Here is a 19,759-nt window from a genome sequence, read left to right on the forward strand (position 1 = left end):
CGGCGACCGCCCTCCCGTCCAACTCCTGATGCGGTGGTCGCACGGTGGCGGCGCCGACGGGAGTGACGGCAGTGCTGACGGCTACGACGGCGGACGGCAGTGGTTTTCGGCGGCCCGGCACGATGCCGGCATAGGACGATCGGAGCTCCTCACTAGGGCGTGCGCGCATCTTCCCAGCGCTTGGCCGCAGGTTCGAGTCCTGCCGGGGCGCCCACCCTCAGCCCTCCCGGAGGGAGGGCTTTTGCGTCAGAGCGGATGGCGTCGGCCACGACGCATCCCCGCCCGCCCGCTTGGTGATCAGGGGCCGGCTCCGGGGCCGTCCGGCTGCCCCGCGTCTTCGCACGCCGGCCGGTTCGCATGCGTGCCGGAGCTCTCGGCCCGGGGAAGATCAGCCAACGCCCGGCGCCCCGGTATCCGTGGGCGTACGGACCAGCCTTCGCACGGGTGCGTCAGGTTCCGGTGCGATGACCGCCCTGCGGAGTGTCGGGAAAGATCAGCCGCGGTGAACCGCTGACCATCGCCATAGCTCCCAGCCCGAGTGCCAGACGCCCGAGAGCCTTGGCCCCGTGCCAATGGTGCGGAGCCCCGAAGACGACCCAGGCACCCAACGCGATGCCCGCGACGAGGACCGTCAGTCCGCTGATACGACGTAAGCCCTGACTCATGGGGCTCATCGTCACCGATCAAGGATCAGCGCTCAAGCTGCGGTCCGTTTTCGGCTCGTCAGGAACTCGGAAACCGCAGGTCAGTGACGTGAAGCGGTGGTTCTCGTCCGGATCTGTGCCGACGGCCACAGCAAAGGGGAGGCAACTAGGCTCATACTGAGCCATGACCAAGCCTGCTGCGCCGAAGCGTCATCTGCCTACCAGCCCCTTCAAGGCCCCGGTTCCACCGGTCCCCAAGCACTTCGCCATGGGTGATCAGGTCACGCACGACATGTACGGCCTCGGCCGAGTGATCGGCATCGAGGACGGAGTCGCGGCGCTCGTGGACTTCGGCTCGACGCAAGTGCGTGTCCTGAGCCCGTACGCCAAGATGACCAAGCTGTAGCACCGACCGCTGTGCCCGGTCACGGCACCCCAGGCCCCTTCGGGGACCTGCACCGAAAGAGAGCCTTCTCATCGATCTGACATCGCTGTTCTCCGCTCCGGAAGGGCAACCCCGCCGCTCCGCAGCGGCGTCGCCCGCTCCGGCCATCAACCCCTTCCAGGCCCCCGATTTCGGGGAAGAGGAATCCTTTCCGACCGAGGACGCGCAGGCAGCTTGCCCCAGCGAATGACGGTGGGACGGGCAACGCCTGCTGCATGACTCACCTGTGGCCGAAGCGAGGCAGGCCTGCGAGTGGCGCACCCTGCCTTCGGCGGCGGATGCACCAACCAGCCGCCGGCACTACGACGTTGGCGACCACGACAGCCCACACACGCGCCGCGTACCACCGCGGCGAACTCGCGCAACCGGCGTTCGCCGGCGAGGAGTCCGAGCAGCCGTCGGGTCGCCCGCGCCGCCGGTGGAGCCGATGGGATCGCCCGGCGCCCGGCGCCCGCGCATCCCGCGGGGCGCCTCGGGCCCGTCTCATCCGTAGCGGTAGATGCGGCTCAGGTTCTCCAGCTGGTCCGGGGTCTCGTCCCAGGGTGGGAGCCGCTCGTGGCGGGCGACGACCCGCCGGTGCTGCTTGTCGGTGGCACCGGGTGGGTCGGCGGGCAGGTAGCGGTGGTTGCGGTGGGCACGCTGCCAGCGGTCCCACAGCAGGTCCACGAAGGCGTGGTGCAGCCAGAACACCGGGTCGTTGACGGACGCGCTGCCGAGCATGGCACCGCCCACCCAGCGATGCACCCGGTTGTGGTTGCGCCAGGAGGCGCTGCCGCTGCCGGTTCCCCAGCCTTCCAGCTTGTTGCGGAACCCCTTGGTGACGGTCGAGTCCCAGGGCGACGCGTCGTAGACGGGGTCGTCCAGCGCCTTCTTGACGTCCCCAGCGGTGGGCAGCTCGATGGGGGCGGCGGAACGGCCGAGGTCCCGGGTGAGGAAGTTGGCGTCGGTGGTGTTCTCCTTGATGGTCCAGTGGCCCGCCGAGTAGGCGAACGGTCCGGTCATCACCTGCCGGTCGGAGCTTCGGCCGTTGCCGCCGAGCAGGTCCTTCGTCCAGGGGACGGAGGTCTTCTTACGGTCCCGGGTCCAGTCCCAGTACGGCACGGTCACGGACGAGTCCACGCGGCGCAGCGCCCGCTCCAGCTCCAGCAGGAACCTGCGGTGCCAGGGCAGGAAGGACGGCGCCATGTGGGCGGTGCGCAGACCGGCCTCGCCGTCGGGGGCGTAGTAGTCCATGTGGGTGCGCACGAACTCGTCGTACTCACCGCGGCGTTTGAGTTCCAGAAGCGCGTTGACGAACCGTCGCCGCTCGCTCGCGGTGAGCGTGCTGACGTCCTTACGCACGTACACCATGGTGCCCTCCCCCGTGTGCGTGTCCGCCCGCCGGCTGCCCGTCGGGCGAGCCCGGGACCGGGCCGCGCAGCCGCAGGCCGGGGGCGAGTTCGTCGACGGCCGCGCGGGTGGCCTCCAGCGGCGTCCGGTACGACGTGTAGTGGTCGACCATGCTCAGCCAGGTGCCGTCGGCCCGCCGCATCAGGTGCAGCGGGCTGCCGTCGACGGTGATCCGCCAGTCGCAGTCGGTCGTCTCGTGGCCCGCGTCCGGCACCGCGACGCCCTGGATGCGGCGGCCGCGGTAGGTCTCCTCGAAGCAACCGCGGTCGGGATGCCGTGCCGGGAGCGCGGGGCGCGAGGCGGTGACGACCGGTGCCGGTGCCAGGACCGCGGCGCAGGCCAGCAGCCCCCGGGCCACTTCTCTGCGCGACGGTCTGCCCGCACCCGCCGTGGTCCGCCGCTCCGCACCCACCGCCACCCCGTCGGCACCGACGACCATCGCGCGCTCCTCGTCCGGGTTCACGTCCTGTCCGTACCGTTAACCGAGAGACGGCGCCTGGGGTCACCCCCCGAAAGGGTCGTCGTCCGCTGACGCGCGGTATGCGAGCGCCGGCGTGCGCACGCGCCCGGCCCGCCTCAGGGGCCACACGGTCATCGGGCCACAGGGCCACAGAGCCGCCGGGCCACAGAGGCGCAGGGCCACAGAGCCACAGAGCCACAACGGTCCCCGTCACACGATCGGGGGGCGCCCCGGCACGCCACGGGCCGGTTCCGCGGATGCGGTACCGGCCCATGGGGAAGGAGTCGTCAGTGGTGCACGGGGAGACCACCGAGCAGGCCACCGCGCTGGGTGAGGGAGGAGGCGGCTCCCTTGACGGTGCCGAGCGGGGAGTCCTTCTTCTCGGTGTCGAGCGAGACCGACTGGCCCTGGACCGGCAGCACCTTCTGCGTGGTGACGGGACCGCCGGTGAGCTTGTCCAGCGTGCCGCTGACGTTCTGGGGCGACAGGTCGGCGCCGCTGGCGGCGAACGCGGGCGCGGCAACGCCGGCGAGGGCCAGGGAACCGGCGACGACGGCGGCGGCCTTGAGGGACTTCATCTTGTTCCTTTCTTCGGTGACTCACGTCACCAGGTGATGTCCGACGCCGTGCCTAACGAGGTCCGGGCGGGCCGGAAACCCCCGCCCCCACAAGACATATGAGATCCCGAGGCGTCACCCGGTCGCCGGGGACGGGGCGGACACGGATGCCGAGGCGGAGACGGAGGCGGACACGGAGGCGGACACCGACGCCGTGGGCAGGGCGGCGCCGAGGATCCCGGTGATCAGGCCGACGAGGCCGGTCAGCACGCCGGTGGCCGCGGGGAGCACCTGACCCGGGTCGGTGCCGACGGCGTTGACCAGGTTGCCGATCGCCTGAACCAGGGCCTGCCGGTCGCCGGAGAGGTCGCGGACCGCGAGCTGGTTGCCGTCGTCGCCGGCCGCCTCGGGGTGCGGGGGCACGAGCATGGAGAAGCTGGGCTCCATGGAGGGGTGGGCGAGCGCGCTGGAGGTGGCGGTCGCGGTGGGGGTGCCGGATGCCGCGGGAGTCGCGGGCAGCGCGGGCGCCGCCGGCACCGCCAGGGCGGCCGGGTGCGCCACCGCCTCGGCCACGGCCTTCTTCGCCGCGTCGCCGAGCCGCTTCGCCTGGTCGGCGGGCAGCGTGCCCTTGTGCAGTGCCTGGTCGAGCAGTTCGACGACCGGATGGAGGACCGGGTGGGCGGCGCCGAGGGATCCGGCCTGGGCCAGCAGGTTCTCGGCTCCGGGGACGGCAGGCCGGGACGCGGTGTGCTCGTACTCCTGGACGTGGTGGGCCGCGAGGGCCGCCGGGCCGGTGACGGCGACCAGGACCGCGGCGCAGAGGGCGGCGGAGGGCAGACGACGCGTCGGGAGAACACGCATGGGTGTGTTCCTTTCGGTGGACAGCAGGACCTGAGCTCACCCTCGGACGGCCCATCACGGTCCGCAACCGCTCACACACGGTCTGTACTCCACCCAGACAGCACGGAAGCGGTCCACCCGGATGCAGGATCACCTCCACAACACCGACACACTTGTCCGGTTTCTCCGTATTAGTCGGGAAATCCACTAGAGTTACGGTCCTCTCCCGCACATGCGAAAGGCTCCGCCAGTCATGCGCAAGTTCCTGCGTCCGCTGCTGCGTACGGCGGCGGGCGCCGTCGCTCTCGCCGCCCTTCCCGCCACGGCCGTCGCCAGACCGGTCGCGCCGCCCTCCCCCGAGACCCCGCGTCTGGCCTTCGAACGGCGCTACCACGCGGTCCAGCACGGCGGCTTCGTCCGCGCGGCCAACGCCACCATCAGCTGCCGCGCCCCCGAAGCGCCCTCCTGCACCGCGGTTCGCGACGGACGGACCGCGGTGAACGGCGACTTCGACATGTTCTACGTCGACGTCGACCGCGACCCCAACACCTACAACTCCTCCCGCGCCGAGGTCCGTGTCCCCGCGGGCGGCCGGGTGACCTACGCGCGGCTGTACTGGGGCGGCAACCTGCGCGTCGGCGAGCAGAAACCGCCGCAGGACAACGGGCGCGTGCTGATCGCCGAGCCCGGCGGCGAGTACAAGGAACTCCTCGCCGACACCGTCGTGGGGCACCGGGTGGCGCAGGGCGCGGACGCCTTCCAGGCCTCGGCGGACGTCACCGAGCTGGTCCGCAAAAGCGGTTCCGGCCTGTACACCGTGGCCCAGGTCAACACCGCCATGGGGCGGTCGGCCGCCGGGGCGTGGGGCGGCTGGACACTGGTGGTGGCGTACGAGAACGCCGCGGAACCGCTGCGGGACCTGTCCCTCTGGGACGGCTTCGACTCGCTCGACTCGCCGGTGGACGTCCAGCTGAGCGGCAGACGCGTGCCGGCCGGGGCGGGCGGACGCGTCGGCCTGGTCGCCTACGACGGCGACCGGGGCATCGTGGGCGACTCGCTCACGCTCTCCACCGGGCACCGGAGCAAGCCCGTCGCACTGGGCGACGCGGCCGATCCCGCGGACGACGTACTGAACTCCACGATCAGCGAACCGGGTGACGTACCGGCCCGGCGGGTTCCGGCCTACGCCAACACGCTCGGCTACGACTCGGATGTGTTCGATCTCGGTTCGTCCCTGCGCGGCGGTGGTGACCAGTTGGGCTTCCGGCTCGTTTCCCACCGGGACGCGGCATGGGCCGGCGCGCTCTTCGCCGCCGTGGACGCCCGGAACTGAGGCGCGTTCCCCACCGGAGTCCCGAGTGCCCCCCGTGAGCGAGGTATCCCGCGAATGCACCAGCCAGCGCCCGGCTCTCGGCCACGGGTCCTGCACCTGGCCCAACCCGTCGACGGCGGTGTCGCCCGGGTCGTACGTGACCTGGTGCAAGCCCAGCTCGCGGCGGGTCTGCACGTCACGGCGGCCTGCCCCGGCGGCCAACTGGCCGAGGAACTGCGCGACCTGGGCACCGACGTGCGGGACTGGCAGGCCCGCCGGTCCCCGGGACCGGGGCTGCCGGGCGAGGTCCGGCGGCTCGTACACCTGATCGGCGAGGTACGGCCCGATCTGGTGCATGCCCACAGCGCCAAGGCGGGCCTGGCGGGCCGGCTCGCCGTCCGCGGCCGCGTCCCCACCGTGTTCCAGCCGCACGCCTGGTCCTTCGAGGCGGTCGGAGGACTGACCGCCGCCGTCGCGCTGCGCTGGGAGCGGTGGGGGGCGCGCTGGGCCGACCGGATCGTGTGCGTCAGCGAGGCCGAGCGCACGTCCGGCCTGCGCGCCGGGGTACGCGCCCGCTACACCGTCATCCCCAACGGCATCGACGTGGACCGCTTCGCACCGGCTCCGTCCACCGGCGCGGCCCCCGGCTCGGCACCGGTCACCGCGCACGCGCCGCAGACCGCCGGCGGCGGAATCGCCCCACCAGAGCCACTCGCTCCCGGCCACGAAGGCCGCGCGGGTCGTGCGGGCGGGAGCAGCCAAGACGAGTCCGGACCACCTCCCGTCGTGGTCTGCGTCGGCCGCCTGTGCCGGCAGAAGGGGCAGGACGTACTGCTGCGGGCCTGGCCAGACGTGCTGGAGGCGGTGCCGGACGCGCGGCTGGTGCTGGTCGGTGACGGACCCGACCGCGATGCCCTGCGCCGACGCGCCCACCCTTCCGTGCGGTTCACCGGTGCGGTCGCGGACCCCGTGCCCTGGTACCGGGCCGCCGATCTGGTGGTGCTCCCCTCGCGCTGGGAGGGCATGGCGCTCGCCCCGCTGGAGGCTCTCGGCTGTGGGCGGCCCGTGGTCCTCACCGATGTCGACGGCGCCCGCGAGAGCCTGCCCGCCGCCCTCGCCGCGCGCTGCCTGGTCCCGCCGGAGGACCCCGCGGCGCTGGCCGGCGCGATCGCCCGGCTGCTGTCCGACCCCCCGCTGCGCGCGACGCTCGGCGACCTGGGCCGCCGACACGTCCTGTCCGCACACGACGTGCGGCACACCGCCGAACAGGTCGCGGTCCTCTACCGCGAACTCCTCGGCGACCGACCACCCGTGCCCTCCGAGTGCAGGGAGCCCATCCACTCGTGATTGCGGAAAACACCGTCCCCTCCCCCGGCGCGCAGCCATGGGACAACGGATGCACACCCGTCTCGGTCCTGCCGCCCCGCGCCGACGGCGGCTTCCGGTTTCCGCTGCGGCACCCGCCGGAACGGCTCGCCTCGCCCTTGCCCCTGCTCGCCGCCGACCTGATCGCCGCACTGGTGGGCGCGGTCGCGCTCGTCCCGGCCTCCGGCGGCCCGCTGCTGGTGGCCGTCCTGGTGTCCGGCGCGCTGCTGCTGCGACCGAACTCCACCCGACCGGTGCCGGGGGTGCTCGAGGAAGTGCCCCTCGTGTGCGGACGGATCGCGGTGACCTGGCTGGGGCTGGCGACCCTGCTGGCCGCCCACGACCCGGAGCGCTCCCTCGCCGCCCCCACCCTGCTGCTCGGCTGGACACTGCACGCGGTGGCGGCCTGTGCCGGCCGGGGCACGGTGCACTGGCGGCGCCGGGTCGCGCTGCTGCGGCACCCGCGCACGGCCCTGGTGATCGGGCCCCCCGCGACCGCGCAGCGGGTGGCCGCGGCGCTGCTGCGGCACCCGGGCTGCGGGGTACGGCCGGTGGGTGTCGTCGCCGACCGCCCCGACGGCAGCGCGGGCCTGCCCGTGCTCACCACCGACGAGGAGGTGGAGCGGGCGCTCATCCAGAACGGGGTGCGGGTCGTCCTCAGCGTCGCCCCCGCCGTGCGCACCGAGAAGGGACCGCTGCTGCGGGCGCTCGCGGAGTCCGGCTGCACGGTGTGGGAGCTGGACGCGGACTGCCCCGCGTACGAGACGCGCGACCGGCTCGCCGGATTCGCCGTCCGGCGCCTGAACCCTGGCTCGCGGCGGCGCAGCGCCGGCAAGCGGCTGCTGGACGTGACGGTGTCCGGGGCGCTGCTGGTACTGGTCAGTCCGGTACTGCTGGTGTGCGCGGTCGTGCTCCGGCTCACCGACGGACCCGGCGTGGCCTTCCGCCAGGAGCGCATCGGCAAGGACGGCCGCCCCTTCACGCTGCTGAAGTTCCGCACCCACCGCCCGGTCGACGACCACGAGTCGGCCACCCGCTGGAGTGTGGCCGGCGAGCGGCAGATGGGCCGCTTCTGCCGTTTCCTGCGGCAGACCTCGCTGGACGAGCTGCCGCAGCTGTGGAACGTCCTGTGGGGTGACATGAGCCTGGTCGGCCCGCGCCCCGAACGGCCCTACTTCGTCACCCAGTTCAGCCAGACCTACCCCGGTTACGCGGCCCGGCACCGCATGCAGACCGGCATCACCGGGCTCGCCCAGATCAACGGGCTGCGCGGGGACACCTCCATCGAGGACCGGGCCAGGTTCGACAACGCCTACATCGACAACTGGTCGCTGTGGCAGGACGTCTGCATCCTGCTGCGCACCGCCGCCACGCTCGTGCGCCCGACGGGGAGCTGACCGATGGCCCCTGCCCCGCCGCTGCGCCGCGCCGCGCGGTTGTCCCCGGTGCTGGCCGTGGTGGCCGTGGTCGCGCTGCTCGCGCTGCCGGTCCGCCCCGGCGGTGAGGGGGGCGCGGGCCCCGCCGACGCGCTGTCCGCGGTGGTCGTCGGCCTGTGCGCCGTACGCCTGCTGCGGACGCGCCGCCGCCCGCTGTCCCGCACCGCCGCGGTGGTGCTCGGCCTGCCGGTGGCCGGTCTAGCACTCGCCGCCATGAACGCGGTCTCCCCCGGCGCCGCGGTCACGGGCCTCGGCCGCTATCTGCAGATCTTCGTCCTGGTCCCGGCCGCGGTCCTGCTGCTGATCCGGGACCGGCGGGACTTCCGGCTGCTGGCCTGGTCGTTCCTGGGCCTGGCGCTGTGGCAGGGAGCGGTCGGGGTGCACCAGTACCTCACCCGTACCGGAGCGTCCTACCAGGGCGAGGACATCCGCGCGGTCGGCACCTTCGGGCCGACGGACGTGATGGGCATGGCGACGGCGGTGTCCTTGGGGCTGGTGTGCGCCGTGGGTCTCGCCCTCGGCGGCTCCTCCCCCAAGTCGCGCGCGGCCGCCGCCGGATGCGCGCTCGCCCTGGTCCCGCCCCTCGCCCTGTCCTTCAGCCGTGGCGCCTGGATCGCCACCGCCCTCACCGTCACCACCCAGCTGGTGCTGGCCGGGCCGCGCCGGGCACTCAGGATCGGTGCGGCCACGGTGGCCGCCGGCGTGGTCCTGGTGGGCGGGTTCGGCGTGGGTACGGCGATGCTGCAGGAACGGATCGACAGCATCGCCCGGGTCACCGAGGCACCCGACCAGTCGGTCACCGACCGGTACACGATGTGGGCGGCGGCCGCGGGCATGTGGCAGGCGCACCCGCTGACCGGGGTGGGGCTGAAGGGCTTCCCCGAGTACCGCGACGGACACGCCTCCCTCGCGCTGTCGTCCGGCAGCGACACCGAGGGCGCGGGCGCCGCCTACCGCCGCCAGCCGCTGCTCTCCCCGCACAACATGTACCTGCTGGTGCTCGGCGAGCAGGGCCTGCCCGGGTTGCTCGGCCTCGTCGGCGGCTGGCTGGCCCTGCTGGTGTGCGGCCTGCGCGGGCTGCGGCAGGTCCGCGCCGCCGGCGGGCGGGGCCTGGAGTGCGCGCTGATCGGCTGCGGGCTGCTGGTCTGGCAGCTCGTGGACTTCGTCTACGCCGACATCGGCGGCCGGTCCACCGTGCTGACGGCCGTGTGCCTCGGTCTGGTCGCCTGGTGGTCACTGGCGGGCGGCCCCGGGGCCGCCACCGCCGGGAGTGCCACCGTGGCGTCCGAGCGGGCGACGGTGCCGGGGGAGGCCGCCCTGCGATGACGGTGACGACGACCCCGGCCGGTCCGCCGGTACGGCGCACGGCCCGGCCGGCCCCGTGCGGCCCGGTCCGTCCGACGGCTCGGGGCCGGGTCCTTGCGCCGATCCGCGGTGCCGTACGCCGACCCGGGCCGGGACCGGTCCGCGTGCCGGCGCCGGGACCGGTCGCCAGCCGGCTGCGGGGCCGGAGGCCGGTGCTCCGCGTGCCGGCGCCGGGACCGGTCGTCAGCCGGCTGCGGAGCCGGAGGCCGGTGCGATGACGAGTCCCAGGACCGGCGAGGGACCGGGACCGGAAGCCGGTGCGGCGCAGGCGACGACGGCCGCTCCGACGCCGGGAGAGGCGACGGGTCCCGGCGGGGCCGGACTGCCGGAGGCCCGCTCGGCCGTACCGGCCGCTCCCGCCCGGTCATGCGCCTCGGCGGCGCCTACCGCTCCGGTCGGTCCCGATGCCTCGGCGGTGCCGCCCACTTCGAGCAACCCCCAGGCCACAGCGGTGTCACCCGCTCCGAGCAACCCCCATGCCTCGCCGGTACCGCCCGCTCCGAGCAACCCCCAGGCCCCACCGGCGCCGCCCACTTCGAACAATCCCCACGCCTCACCGGCGCCGCCCGTTCCGGCCGGCCCCGACACCCCGTCCGCACGCCTCACCCCGATCGGCCCCGACACCTTGCCCTCGCCGCTCACTCCGGCCCCGCTCCCCGCCCCGGGCGAGAGCACCCGCGCGGTGCCCCTCGTCGCCGAGGAGCCGCTGGTCACCACCAGGTTCCTCGCCAGGACCACGCTGGTCACCGCCTCCCTCTCCGTCGCGGCGGCGCTGCTGGGGCTGGTGCGGGACCAGTCGCTGGCGCGGCTGTTCGGGGCCGGCCGGGACACCGACGCCTTTCTGGTCGCCTGGACCGTACCGGAGTTCGCGGCCACGCTGCTCATCGAGGACGGACTGGCCTTCGCGCTGGTCCCGGCGTTCAGCATGGCGTTGGCCCGCCGCGCCCAGGGAGTCCCCGGGGACCCGGTCCGCTCGCTGGTCGCCGGGACGCTGCCCAGACTGGCGCTGGCATTCACGGCGGTCGGCGCCACTCTCGCGCTGACCGCGCCGTGGTTCGTCGCGGCTCTCGCGCCGGGCCTGCCCGACCCCGCCCTCGCCGTGGACTGCACCCGGCTCACCGCGACCTGCGTGCTGAGCTTCGGCCTCACCGGGTACTGCAGCGCGGCCCTGCGGGCCCACCGCCGGTTCCTGGCCCCGGCCGCGATCTACGTCGCGTACAACGCCGGCATCATCACGGCGATGTACGTCCTCGGTGGCCGCTGGGGCGTGCGGTCGGCCGCGTTCGGTGTCGCGGCCGGCGGCTGTCTGATGGTGCTCGTCCAGCTGCCGTCGCTGCTCGGGCAGTTGCGTGGCCGCCGCGGTCCGGGCGCCGCCCCGGCGGCGGTCGCCGGGGAGCAGCCGATGCACGTGCCGCTGATGGTCACCGTGCTGCTGTTCGCGCTGTGCCGGCAGTCGCAGGTGCTGATCGAGCGGTTCCTCGCCTCGGGACTGCCCGCCGGGGCGATCTCGCACCTGAACTACGCGCAGAAGGTCGCGCAGATCCCGATGACGCTGTCCCTGATGCTGTGCACCGTCACCTTCCCGATGGTGGCGCGGGCGCTGGCCGACGGCGACACCGAGCGGGCCCGGAACCGGGTGGAGCGGGACCTGGCGCTGGCCGTCCCCCTGGTGCTGTTCGGGGCCACGGCGGTCGTGGCCTGCGCCCCGCAGCTGATCGCCCTGCTGTTCCAGCGGGGCGCGTTCACCGCCGCGGACACCGCGGCGACCGCCGACGTGATGCGGGTCTACGCGCTCGGGCTGCCCGCCCAGACGCTGACGGGTGTCCTGGTCCGCTCCTACTTCTCCGCGGGACGCGCCACCTGGTACCCGGTCGGCGCGATGACCGTCGGCATCGTGGTGACCGCCTGCCTCGGCGCCTGGACGGTGGGGGCCGGGCAGGTCACGGGGATCGCCGCCGCGAACGCCGCCGGCATCACCGTCACCGCCGTCCTGCTGCTGGCCGGGACGGGGCGCCGCGGCGTGCCCATCCGGACCCGGCCCGTGCTGCGGGAGCTGAGCCGGCCCCTGGTGGCGGCGCTGGTGGCCGCTCCGGCCGGCGCCTGGGCGGCGGGCCTGCCCGCGGCGCCGCTCGGCGGGCTCGCCGCCGGGGGCGCCACCGTGACCGTCGTCTTCCTCGTACTCGGCACGGCCCTGGGTGTCCAGGGCTTCGCGCCCGCTTTCCGTCCCGTCCGCACCCTCGCCCGAAGGCTCGCCCATGTCCTCTTGCGTTGAGTCCCAGACCCGCACCGGCGCCACGGCCGTCCTCGGATCCGGCCCGGTCCCGTGGATCGCCATGTACCACTCCGTCGGCGACTGCTCCGACGATCCGTACCGCGTCACGGTCAGCCCCGCCCGGCTGGACCGGCAGCTGCGCTGGCTGCGTGGACGCAGACTCAGGGGCGTGTCGGTGACCGAGCTGCTCGCCGCGCGGGCGCGCGGAGCGGGGCACGGCCTGGTCGGTCTCACCTTCGACGACGGGTACGCCGACTTCCTGGACAACGCCCTGCCGGTGCTGGCGCGTTGGCAGTGCACCGCCACCCTGTTCGTGCTGCCCGGCCGGCTCGGCGGCGTCAACGCCTGGGATCCGCTGGGCCCGCGCAAGCCGCTGCTGACCGCCGACGGCATCCGGCGTGCCGCCGAGGCGGGCGTGGAGATCGGCTCCCACGGCCTCACCCACGTCGACCTGACCCGGGCCGACGACCTCGTGCTGAAGACCGAGACCGCCGAGAGCCGCGCCCTGCTGGAAGAGCTGACCGGCAGGCCGGTGGCCGGCTTCTGCTACCCGTACGGCAGGGCCGACCAGCGGGCCGTGGACGCCGTCCGGGAGGCCGGATACGGCTATGCCTGCGCCATCGACCCCGGTGGACTGTACGGGCCGCACGCCCTGCCGCGTGTGTACGTCGGGCAGAACGACGTGGCCGTACGGCTGTATCTGAAGCACCGGCTGCACCGGCTGCGCCGCCGTCCCGTCGAGGGGCTGCGGTGAGGGCACTGCACGTCATCACGGGCCTCGGGGTCGGTGGTGCCGAGCAGCAACTGCGGCTCCTGCTGCGGCACCTGCCGGACCGGTGCGACGTGGTGACGCTGACCAGCCCCGGCCCGGTCGCCGACGGGCTGCGGGCGGACGGGGTGCGGGTGGTGCACCTCGGCATGACCGGCAACCGCGACCTGTCCGCGCTGCCGCGGCTGGCCCGGATCATCCGGCGGGGCCGCTACGACCTGGTCCACACCCACCTGTACCGCGCCTGCCTGTACGGGCGGATCGCCGCCCGCATGGCCGGGGTCCGCGCGGTCGTCGCGACCGAGCACTCCCTCGGCGACACGCAGTTGGAGGGCCGGCCGCTCACCGCGGGCGTGCGCGGGTTGTACCTCATGGGCGAGCGGCTGGGCCGGGCCACGGTGGCCGTCTCCCGGACGGTCGCCGACCGGCTCGTCCGCTGGGGCGTGCCCGCGCCGCGTATCACGGTCGTGCCCAACGGCATCGACCTGGCGCGGTTCCGGTTCGACGCGGCCACCCGGCTGCGCACCCGGGCCCGCCTCGGGCTGCCCGGCGACGCGTTCGTCATCGGCGGCGTCGGCCGGCTCGCTCCCGGCAAGCGCTTCGACGTCCTGGTCCACGCCCTCGCCCGGCTCCCCGGAGACTGCCGGCTGCTGCTGGTCGGCGGGGGCTCCGAGGAGGGCGCCTTGCGCCGCATCGCGCGGCAGGCCGGGGTCGCCGACCGGGTGCTGTTCACCGGTGAGCGGCCGTGCGTGCCCGACGGTTCGCCCGGCCCCGACCTGCCCGCGCTGGCCGCGGCGATGGACGTGCTCGCCGCGCCGTCCCCCGAGGAGTCGTTCGGCCTGGCGGTCGTGGAGGCGCTCGCGGCGGGGCTGCCGGTCCGGTACGCCTCCTGCCCCGCCGTGCAGGACCTGCCGCCCGAGGCCGCCCCGGACGCGCTGCGCGTCCCGTGCGACGCCGGTGCCTACGCCCGCGCGCTCGCCGAGGTCCGCAGGACCGGCCCCGGCCCCCGCACCGCCTGCGCGGCGGCCGGCCACTACAGCATCACCCACAGCGCCGAGCGGCTCATGGACGTCTACGCCGCGGTGCTGGGCCCCCAAGTCCCGACCCGACAGGGAGTCAGTCCGTCATGACCGAGAACCACCCCCGGCAGCATCGCACCTCCCCCGTCTCCCGGGCCCGGGCGCTCTTGCCCTGGTCGCTGGCGACGGCCGGCGTCCTCGCGGGCGGGCTGCTCGGCGGCGCGTACGGGGTGCTGAAGACACCGACGTACACGGCGACCAGCTACGTCGTCGCCGTGCCGACCGAGAAGTCCGACCCGGCCTCCGCGATGGGCTTCGCGCAGGCCTACGGCCGGGTCGCCACCCAGCTCGCGGTGCTCGACGACGCGCAGAAGTCGGCGGGGGTGTCGGCACGCACGCTGCGCAACAACGTGCGCACCGTGACGTCGCCGGACGCCCCGATGATCGCGATCTCGGCCGTTTCCGCCCGCCCGAAGCGGGCCGTCGCCATGGCCAACGCGGTCGCCCGCGCGCTCACCCGGCAGGCCAACCAGTCCAAGGCCGGCACGCACGTCGAACTCCTGACGTTCTCCCGGGCGGTGAAGCCGACCGCGCCGTCCTCACCCTCCGCGAAGGTGACCGGACTGGTCGGCGCGAGCGCGGGCGGGTTGCTCGGCGGCCTCGCCCTGCTGGTACGGCCCAGGCGCCGGCCGGAGGAGGACACCGCACCCGCGCCCTCGGTGCCCGGCCCAGCCGTCGCCGCCGAAGCGCACGGCCAGCGGTGACGGCGACGTACACGGCGCACCGGGCCTACACCGCCGAACTCGTCAGCGACGAGGACGCCTTCGCCGCACTGGGCCCGGCCTGGGAGCGCCTGTACGAGCGGTGCGCCGCCGCGACCCCGTTCCAGAGCCATGCCTGGCTGCACTCCTGGTGGCTGTCGTACGGACGGCCCGGGCGGCTCCGCCTGGTGCTGGTCCGGGCCGGCGGTGAACTGGTGGCCGTGGCACCGCTGATGCTGGTCCGCCGGCCGCTGCCCACGCTGGTCCCGCTCGGCGGGGCGATCTCCGACTACGCCGACGTACTGCTGGACGACGCCGACGACGAGCGCGCGGCCGGCGCGCTCACCTGCGGGCTGGCGGACGCGGCACGCACCACGCTGATCGACTTCCGCGAGGTGCGGCCGGGCGGTGCGGTCGAGCGGGTCTACGACCGCTGGCGCGGGCCGCGCCACGCGGTCCCCGACTCCCTGGGCCTGGAGCTGCCCGCCGTGACGATGGACGGACTGGTGGCCCGGCTGCCGTCGCCCAAGGCCCAGCGGGTGCGGGCCAAGCTGCGCAAGCTGGACGCGCTGGGTGTGCGGCGGCGGACGGTCGGGCCGGAGGAAGTGGACGCGGCACTCGGCCGGCTGCTGGAGCTGCACCGGCTGCAGTGGCAGGGGCGGAAGGTGACGGCCGAGCACGTCCGTCCGCGGTTCCAGGAGCACCTGGTGCGCGCGGTGCGTCCGATGGTGCGCTCGGGGCACGCGGTCGTCACCGAGTTCCGGATCGACGGCGAGGTGGTGGCCGTCGACCTGACGCTGCTGTCACGCAACCTGGTCGGCTGCTATCTCTACGGCGCCCATCCGCGGCTGCGTGAGCGCAAGGCGGACGTGGCGGTGATGCTGCTGCAGGCGTGCGCCGAGAACGCCGCGCACGCCTGCACCGGCGGGCGAGGCACGCTGAGCCTGCTGCGCGGCGATGAGCCGTACAAGCACCACTGGCGTCCCGAGCGGGTCGCCAACCAGCGGCTGTTGCTGGCCAGGCGGCGCACCGCCCCGCTGTTGACGGCCGCGCTGTGCGACGCGGCGGCCCGGCGGCGCGGCAAGGAGGTGCTGGACCGATGGAGGGACCGCCGTCAGGGCTAGCGGATGCGCTGCCGCCAGTCGAGGCGGACGCAGATCCCTCGGCCGATCCAGTGCTGGACCCAGTCGCCCAGGTTCAGCGGCAGGCACCCGGCCGGGAGCCTCCGGGTGGGCGTGGCGACCACCGTGTTCGTCGGGGCCGGGCCGAGGCCGTACAGGACCGTCCGGTAGAGCGCCGACGACTTGGGGTTGTCCGGGCACTGCCACACGCCGTGCGGGCAGTAGTCGGTCAGCGTGTTGTACAGCGGTTTGTGCTCGCTGATCCAGCCGAGCATACCCCGCATGTACGCGGCGTTGTCACCGTTACGGAAGAGCCCCCATTCGGGATAGGAAATGGGCTTGCCGTGGGATTTCGCGAAATCCACGTGGTACTGCAAGCCGTAAGGTTCCTTCACCTGCTGGTCGAAGGTCATACCTGCCGGCTGGTCGTAGGAATCCATGCCGACGATGTCGACCGTGTCGTCCCCCGGATAACACTCGGTCCAGGGAACGGCGTCCCAGCCCCGGCTCGGCGCGAAGTCGAACCGGAATTTCTGGCCGGGCACCGAACGCATGGTGGTGACGATCCTTTTCCAGTACGCCTTCCAGGCCTTCGGGTCCGGACCGCAGCGATGGGTGTAGGTGGTGCCGTTCATCTCCCAGCCGAGCACGATCACCGTGTCCGGGACCTGCAGCCTCACCAGCCGCTCGGCCAGGACCCGGAAGTGGTGGTCGAACACGCCCAACGCGCCGAACTGCAGCAGCCGGCGCACCTCGGCGTCGGCCAGGTGGTCCTCGTTGTGTTCCTGCATGGGCACGTTGAGGACGAGCATCCGGTCGGCCTTCTCGCGCCGCCACTGCGCCCACGGGTCCAGGAATCCGGGCGGGCCTTCGATGTCCCGCCAGCTGTTGCCGGGCAGGTAGGTGTGGGCGACCTTCAGCTCGGTCCCACCGAGCCACTGGCTCAGCTCGGCGATGCGGGCCACCCCGCGGGAGCCGGAGCCGAGGAAGGCACCGAAGGCCGGGGTGTCGGCCCCGGTGTGCCCCGCGGTGACCGACGGTGCCGGCGCCGCCGGTGCGGTCGGTGCCGCCGGGGTCGGTGCGGGGGCGGTCGGTACCAACGTGGTCGGTGCCGGCGCGGTCGGTACCAGCGTGGTCGGTACCAGCGTGGTGGGTGCCGGTGCGGTCGGTGCGGGAGCGGGAGGGTCGGCGGCCCGCCCCGCCCCTGCCGCGGTTCCGGGACCGGCCGCCAGGGTGATCGCCGCGACGGCCGCCGCCACCACCACCACGGTCAGCCGCCGGGAGTGGTTCCGCCGCTGCTCTGGAGCCATGCCTGCACCCTTCTCCGCTGGACTGCTGCTTTCTCGCTGCACATTCCTCTCATGGACACACAGTCATATCGATATGAATTTCGCCAGCGCGGTTACGGCTTTCAGACGGGCCGGAACCATCGCACGGGTGAATAACCCGCCACATCCGACCCAGAGGAGGAAAGTCCGTGTCGCTGCTGGACATCCGGGTCCCCGCCGTGCTGCTGCGGATCGACCGGAACCCTTTTCACCACGGAACGCTGGGAGCCGTGCGCTCGCTCGGCAGAGCGGGAGTCGAGGTGCATCTGGTGGCGGATTCCGCGGGAAGTCCCGTGTCCCGCTCGCGTTTCCTGCGGCACCTTCATGCCCCGCCACCGCCCGGGGCCGGCCCCCGCGAGATCACCGACACACTGCTCAGGGTGGCCGAGCGCTTCCCGCGCCCGGCCGTCCTGGTCCCGCTGGACGACGCCGGTGCGATCGCCGTCGGCCGCATGCGCAGGGAACTCGCGTCCTCCTACCTGCTGCCCGCCATGCCGGGCGTGCTGCCCGAGCACGTCGCCGACAAGGCCGACCTGGCCACCGCGTGCGCCTCCGTGGGCATCCCGCACCCGGAGACGCTGATCCCGGACAGCCCGGCGCAGGCGGCCGCGGCCGCCCGGCGGCTGGGCCTGCCGATGGTGGCGAAGTGGAGCCGGCCCTGGCTGCTGCCGCCCGGCAGCGGACTGCGCAGCACGGTGCTGGTGGGCTCCGCCCGGGAAGCCAGGGAGCTGTACCTGCGCACCGGCCGGACCGGCAACACGCTGCTGCTGCAGAAATACCTTCTGCCCGGCCCGGACCGCGACTGGTTCTTCCACGGGTACACCGATCGGTGCGGCACCGTGCGGGCGAGCGGCTCGGGCCGCAAGCGACGGGCCTGGCCCCGCACGGCGGGACTGACGGCGGTCGGTTGCTGGACTCCCAACGCCCAGGTACGGGCGCTCGCCGAGCGGCTCACCGGCGAACTGGGCTACCGGGGCGTGTTCGACCTCGACTTCCGGCGCTGCGGCACCACGGGCCGTTACCACCTGCTCGACTTCAACCCCCGCCCGGGCGCCCAGTTCCGGCTGTTCTCCGACACCGCCGGGCTGGACGTCGTACGCGCCCTGCACCTGGACCTGACACGCCGTCCGCTGCCCGAGGGGGCGGCACGGGCGGGGCGGGAGTTCGTGGTGGAGAACTACGCGCCGCTCGCTGCGCTGCGACCGGCGCCGCGCGGGCGCGAACTGGCCTGGTACGCCCCCGACGACCCGGCACCCGGCCGGGCGATGTGGGCCCTGTGGTGCCGGCATGTGACCCGCCGGCTGCGGGAGCGGCTGCGCGTCGCCGCCACGGCTCCCGTCCCACCGCCCGCGATGCACCGGGCGGCCGAACCATCCCTCACCGACGAGAAAGCGAGCAGTTGCTGATGTACGACCTTCTGGTAGTGGGCGCCGGCCCGTACGGCCTGTCGATCGCCTCACATGCCGCGGCCGCGGGGCTGAACCTGCGCGTCCTCGGGCGCCCCATGGCGGCCTGGCGGGACAACATGCCCCGCGGCATGTATCTGAAGTCGGAGCCGTGGGCCTCCAACCTGGCAGACCCCGAGAGACGCTGGCGTCTGGACGCCTACTGCGCGACCCAGGGGGTGACGGCACGCCATGCCGAGCCCATCCCGGTGGCGATGTTCGCCGCGTACGGCCTGTGGTTCGCGTCCAACGCCGTACCCCCGGTGGACGAACGGACGGTGCGCCGGCTGACCGCCCGCCAGGGCGGGTTCGAGGCGGTGACCGAGGACGGGGAGGTGCTGCGCGCCCGTACCGTGGCGCTGGCGATCGGTCTGATGCCGTTCGTGGAGGTGCCGTACGCACTGCGCGGACTGGACCCCGCGCTCGTCACGCACAGCAGCCACCACAGCGACCTCGGCCGCTTCCGCGGCAAGGACGTCACGGTGGTCGGCGGTGGCCAGGCAGCCCTGGAGACCGCCGCCCTTCTCGCCGAACAGGGCACGCGGGTACGGGTACTGGCCCGTGCCGAAGAGCTGCGCTGGAACGACGTGCCGCCGCCGTTGCGGCGTCCCTGGCGGGAGTCGGCCCGTGCCCCGCACAGCGGTCTCGGCTGCGGCTGGCGCAACTGGTTCTACGCCGAGTGCCCGGGCCTGTTCCACCGCCTCCCGGAAACGACCCGGGCGCGCATCGCGGCCACCGCGCTCGGCCCGGCGGGCGCCTGGTGGGTGCGGGACCGGGTCGAGACCACGGTCGAGCTGCTGCTCGACCGCGAGGTCGGCTCGGCCCGGGCGATTCCGGGCGGGGTGCGGCTGGAGACGGTGAGCCGGCACGGGCGGCGCCTCTCCCTGGAGACGCAGCACGTGATCGCCGCCACGGGGTTCCGGGCGACCGTGGACCGCCTCGGCCTGCTCTCCGCCGATCTGCGCGGGAGTCTGGCGACCACGGCGGACGGCGCCCCCGTGGTCGGGCGCTCCTTCGAGTCGTCGCAGCCCGGGCTGTTCCTGGCGGGCCTGCTGACCGCCTCCGCCTTCGGCCCGGCCATGCGCTTCGTCCACGGCGCGACCTACACGGCGTCGACGCTGGTGCAAGGGGTACGCCGCCGACTGGACGTCCCCGCACCGGCCGCGGTGGTCCCGGCACCGGCGGTCTGGGGACGCGCCGAAGTACCGTCCGTGGCACGCTCCTGACGGAG

The 19,759-nt window shown here is 74.0% G+C and carries 18 protein-coding genes; 12 read left to right on the top strand and 6 right to left on the bottom strand.

What is annotated here, in order from left to right; genetic code table 11:
* Nucleotides 1-449 precede the first annotated feature (449 nt).
* Complete coding sequence (locus tag S1361_RS14855; protein ID WP_243769175.1) at nt 450-665, bottom strand: hypothetical protein; 216 nt, start codon at nt 663-665, stop codon at nt 450-452.
* Nucleotides 666-828: 163 nt separating this feature from the next.
* Between S1361_RS14855 and S1361_RS14860 the strand changes: the two genes are divergently transcribed.
* Nucleotides 829-1,050 (top strand): hypothetical protein, encoded by a 222-nt coding sequence (locus S1361_RS14860; protein ID WP_208032326.1) that lies wholly within the window; start codon nt 829-831, stop codon nt 1,048-1,050.
* 522 nt (nt 1,051-1,572) lie between these two features.
* Here S1361_RS14860 and S1361_RS14865 read toward each other — a convergent pair.
* The 4 genes from S1361_RS14865 to S1361_RS14880 all read right to left on the bottom strand — a co-directional run bounded on the left by S1361_RS14865 (nt 1,573) and on the right by S1361_RS14880 (nt 4,356).
* Entirely contained in the window at nt 1,573-2,439 is an 867-nt protein-coding gene (locus tag S1361_RS14865; protein ID WP_208032327.1) for a tyrosinase family protein, read from the bottom strand.
* Nucleotides 2,423-2,917: a tyrosinase family oxidase copper chaperone gene (locus S1361_RS14870; RefSeq protein WP_208036602.1), complete on the bottom strand. Its 495-nt coding sequence runs from the start codon at nt 2,915-2,917 to the stop codon at nt 2,423-2,425. The genes S1361_RS14865 and S1361_RS14870 overlap by 17 nt, the downstream gene beginning before the upstream one ends.
* Nucleotides 2,918-3,225: 308 nt before the next feature.
* Nucleotides 3,226-3,516 carry a hypothetical protein gene (locus S1361_RS14875; protein WP_208032328.1) on the bottom strand — a complete coding sequence of 97 codons (291 nt, stop codon included), beginning with the start codon at nt 3,514-3,516 and terminating at the stop codon, nt 3,226-3,228.
* 114 nt (nt 3,517-3,630) lie between these two features.
* Nucleotides 3,631-4,356 carry a hypothetical protein gene (locus S1361_RS14880; protein WP_208032329.1) on the bottom strand — a complete coding sequence of 242 codons (726 nt, stop codon included), beginning with the start codon at nt 4,354-4,356 and terminating at the stop codon, nt 3,631-3,633.
* 232 nt (nt 4,357-4,588) lie between these two features.
* On the opposite strand from S1361_RS14880, the gene S1361_RS14885 reads away from it, so the two are divergent.
* From S1361_RS14885 to S1361_RS14925, 9 genes are all read left to right on the top strand, one after another.
* Nucleotides 4,589-5,668, top strand: a complete 1,080-nt coding sequence (locus S1361_RS14885) for a DUF3344 domain-containing protein (protein WP_208032330.1) — start codon at nt 4,589-4,591, stop codon at nt 5,666-5,668.
* Between the two features lie 54 nt (nt 5,669-5,722).
* Nucleotides 5,723-6,994 carry a glycosyltransferase gene (locus S1361_RS14890; RefSeq protein ID WP_208032331.1) on the top strand — a complete coding sequence of 424 codons (1,272 nt, stop codon included), beginning with the start codon at nt 5,723-5,725 and terminating at the stop codon, nt 6,992-6,994.
* A complete protein-coding gene (locus S1361_RS14895) occupies nt 6,991-8,409 on the top strand; it encodes a sugar transferase (RefSeq protein ID WP_208032332.1) in 1,419 nt (472 codons plus the stop codon). Before S1361_RS14890 ends, S1361_RS14895 begins: the two co-directional genes overlap by 4 nt.
* 3 nt (nt 8,410-8,412) lie before the next feature.
* Nucleotides 8,413-9,774, top strand: coding sequence for an O-antigen ligase family protein (locus S1361_RS14900; protein WP_208032333.1), 1,362 nt, complete (start codon nt 8,413-8,415; stop codon nt 9,772-9,774).
* A 721-nt stretch (nt 9,775-10,495) separates the two neighbouring features.
* Nucleotides 10,496-12,085, top strand: coding sequence for a murein biosynthesis integral membrane protein MurJ (gene murJ, locus S1361_RS14905; protein WP_425086606.1), 1,590 nt, complete (start codon nt 10,496-10,498; stop codon nt 12,083-12,085).
* Nucleotides 12,069-12,839: a polysaccharide deacetylase family protein gene (locus tag S1361_RS14910; protein WP_208032334.1), complete on the top strand. Its 771-nt coding sequence runs from the start codon at nt 12,069-12,071 to the stop codon at nt 12,837-12,839. Before murJ ends, S1361_RS14910 begins: the two co-directional genes overlap by 17 nt.
* Complete coding sequence (locus S1361_RS14915) at nt 12,836-13,984, top strand: glycosyltransferase (RefSeq protein WP_208032335.1); 1,149 nt, start codon at nt 12,836-12,838, stop codon at nt 13,982-13,984. The genes S1361_RS14910 and S1361_RS14915 overlap by 4 nt, the downstream gene beginning before the upstream one ends.
* Nucleotides 13,981-14,637 carry a YveK family protein gene (locus S1361_RS14920; RefSeq protein WP_208032336.1) on the top strand — a complete coding sequence of 219 codons (657 nt, stop codon included), beginning with the start codon at nt 13,981-13,983 and terminating at the stop codon, nt 14,635-14,637. The genes S1361_RS14915 and S1361_RS14920 overlap by 4 nt, the downstream gene beginning before the upstream one ends.
* Nucleotides 14,634-15,758: a GNAT family N-acetyltransferase gene (locus S1361_RS14925; protein WP_208032337.1), complete on the top strand. Its 1,125-nt coding sequence runs from the start codon at nt 14,634-14,636 to the stop codon at nt 15,756-15,758. The genes S1361_RS14920 and S1361_RS14925 overlap by 4 nt, the downstream gene beginning before the upstream one ends.
* Here S1361_RS14925 and S1361_RS14930 read toward each other — a convergent pair.
* A complete protein-coding gene (locus S1361_RS14930) occupies nt 15,755-17,065 on the bottom strand; it encodes a glycoside hydrolase family 26 protein (RefSeq protein ID WP_208032338.1) in 1,311 nt (436 codons plus the stop codon). The genes S1361_RS14925 and S1361_RS14930 overlap by 4 nt on opposite strands.
* A gap of 167 nt (nt 17,066-17,232) precedes the next feature.
* Here S1361_RS14930 and S1361_RS14935 point away from each other — a divergent pair, with 167 nt between their 5' ends.
* Entirely contained in the window at nt 17,233-18,489 is a 1,257-nt protein-coding gene (locus tag S1361_RS14935) for a carboxylate--amine ligase (RefSeq protein ID WP_208032339.1), read from the top strand.
* Nucleotides 18,489-19,754 carry an NAD(P)-binding domain-containing protein gene (locus S1361_RS14940; protein WP_208032340.1) on the top strand — a complete coding sequence of 422 codons (1,266 nt, stop codon included), beginning with the start codon at nt 18,489-18,491 and terminating at the stop codon, nt 19,752-19,754. Before S1361_RS14935 ends, S1361_RS14940 begins: the two co-directional genes overlap by 1 nt.
* Nucleotides 19,755-19,759: the final 5 nt, after the last annotated feature.

Source organism: Streptomyces cyanogenus (assembly GCF_017526105.1).
In the GTDB taxonomy this organism is placed as follows: Bacteria; Actinomycetota; Actinomycetes; order Streptomycetales; family Streptomycetaceae; genus Streptomyces; species Streptomyces cyanogenus.

What these genes read in the sequence shown, in the direction of transcription:
- S1361_RS14855 (WP_243769175.1), bottom strand. Translation starts at nt 665, where the DNA reads ATGAGTCAGGGCTTACGTCGTATCAGCGGACTGACGGTCCTCGTCGCG.
- S1361_RS14860 (WP_208032326.1), top strand. Translation starts at nt 829, where the DNA reads ATGACCAAGCCTGCTGCGCCGAAGCGTCATCTGCCTACCAGCCCCTTC.
- S1361_RS14865 (WP_208032327.1), bottom strand. Translation starts at nt 2,439, where the DNA reads ATGGTGTACGTGCGTAAGGACGTCAGCACGCTCACCGCGAGCGAGCGG.
- S1361_RS14870 (WP_208036602.1), bottom strand. Translation starts at nt 2,917, where the DNA reads ATGGTCGTCGGTGCCGACGGGGTGGCGGTGGGTGCGGAGCGGCGGACC.
- S1361_RS14875 (WP_208032328.1), bottom strand. Translation starts at nt 3,516, where the DNA reads ATGAAGTCCCTCAAGGCCGCCGCCGTCGTCGCCGGTTCCCTGGCCCTC.
- S1361_RS14880 (WP_208032329.1), bottom strand. Translation starts at nt 4,356, where the DNA reads ATGCGTGTTCTCCCGACGCGTCGTCTGCCCTCCGCCGCCCTCTGCGCC.
- S1361_RS14885 (WP_208032330.1), top strand. Translation starts at nt 4,589, where the DNA reads ATGCGCAAGTTCCTGCGTCCGCTGCTGCGTACGGCGGCGGGCGCCGTC.
- S1361_RS14890 (WP_208032331.1), top strand. Translation starts at nt 5,723, where the DNA reads ATGCACCAGCCAGCGCCCGGCTCTCGGCCACGGGTCCTGCACCTGGCC.
- S1361_RS14900 (WP_208032333.1), top strand. Translation starts at nt 8,413, where the DNA reads ATGGCCCCTGCCCCGCCGCTGCGCCGCGCCGCGCGGTTGTCCCCGGTG.
- S1361_RS14910 (WP_208032334.1), top strand. Translation starts at nt 12,069, where the DNA reads ATGTCCTCTTGCGTTGAGTCCCAGACCCGCACCGGCGCCACGGCCGTC.
- S1361_RS14920 (WP_208032336.1), top strand. Translation starts at nt 13,981, where the DNA reads ATGACCGAGAACCACCCCCGGCAGCATCGCACCTCCCCCGTCTCCCGG.
- S1361_RS14930 (WP_208032338.1), bottom strand. Translation starts at nt 17,065, where the DNA reads ATGGCTCCAGAGCAGCGGCGGAACCACTCCCGGCGGCTGACCGTGGTG.
- S1361_RS14940 (WP_208032340.1), top strand. Translation starts at nt 18,489, where the DNA reads ATGTACGACCTTCTGGTAGTGGGCGCCGGCCCGTACGGCCTGTCGATC.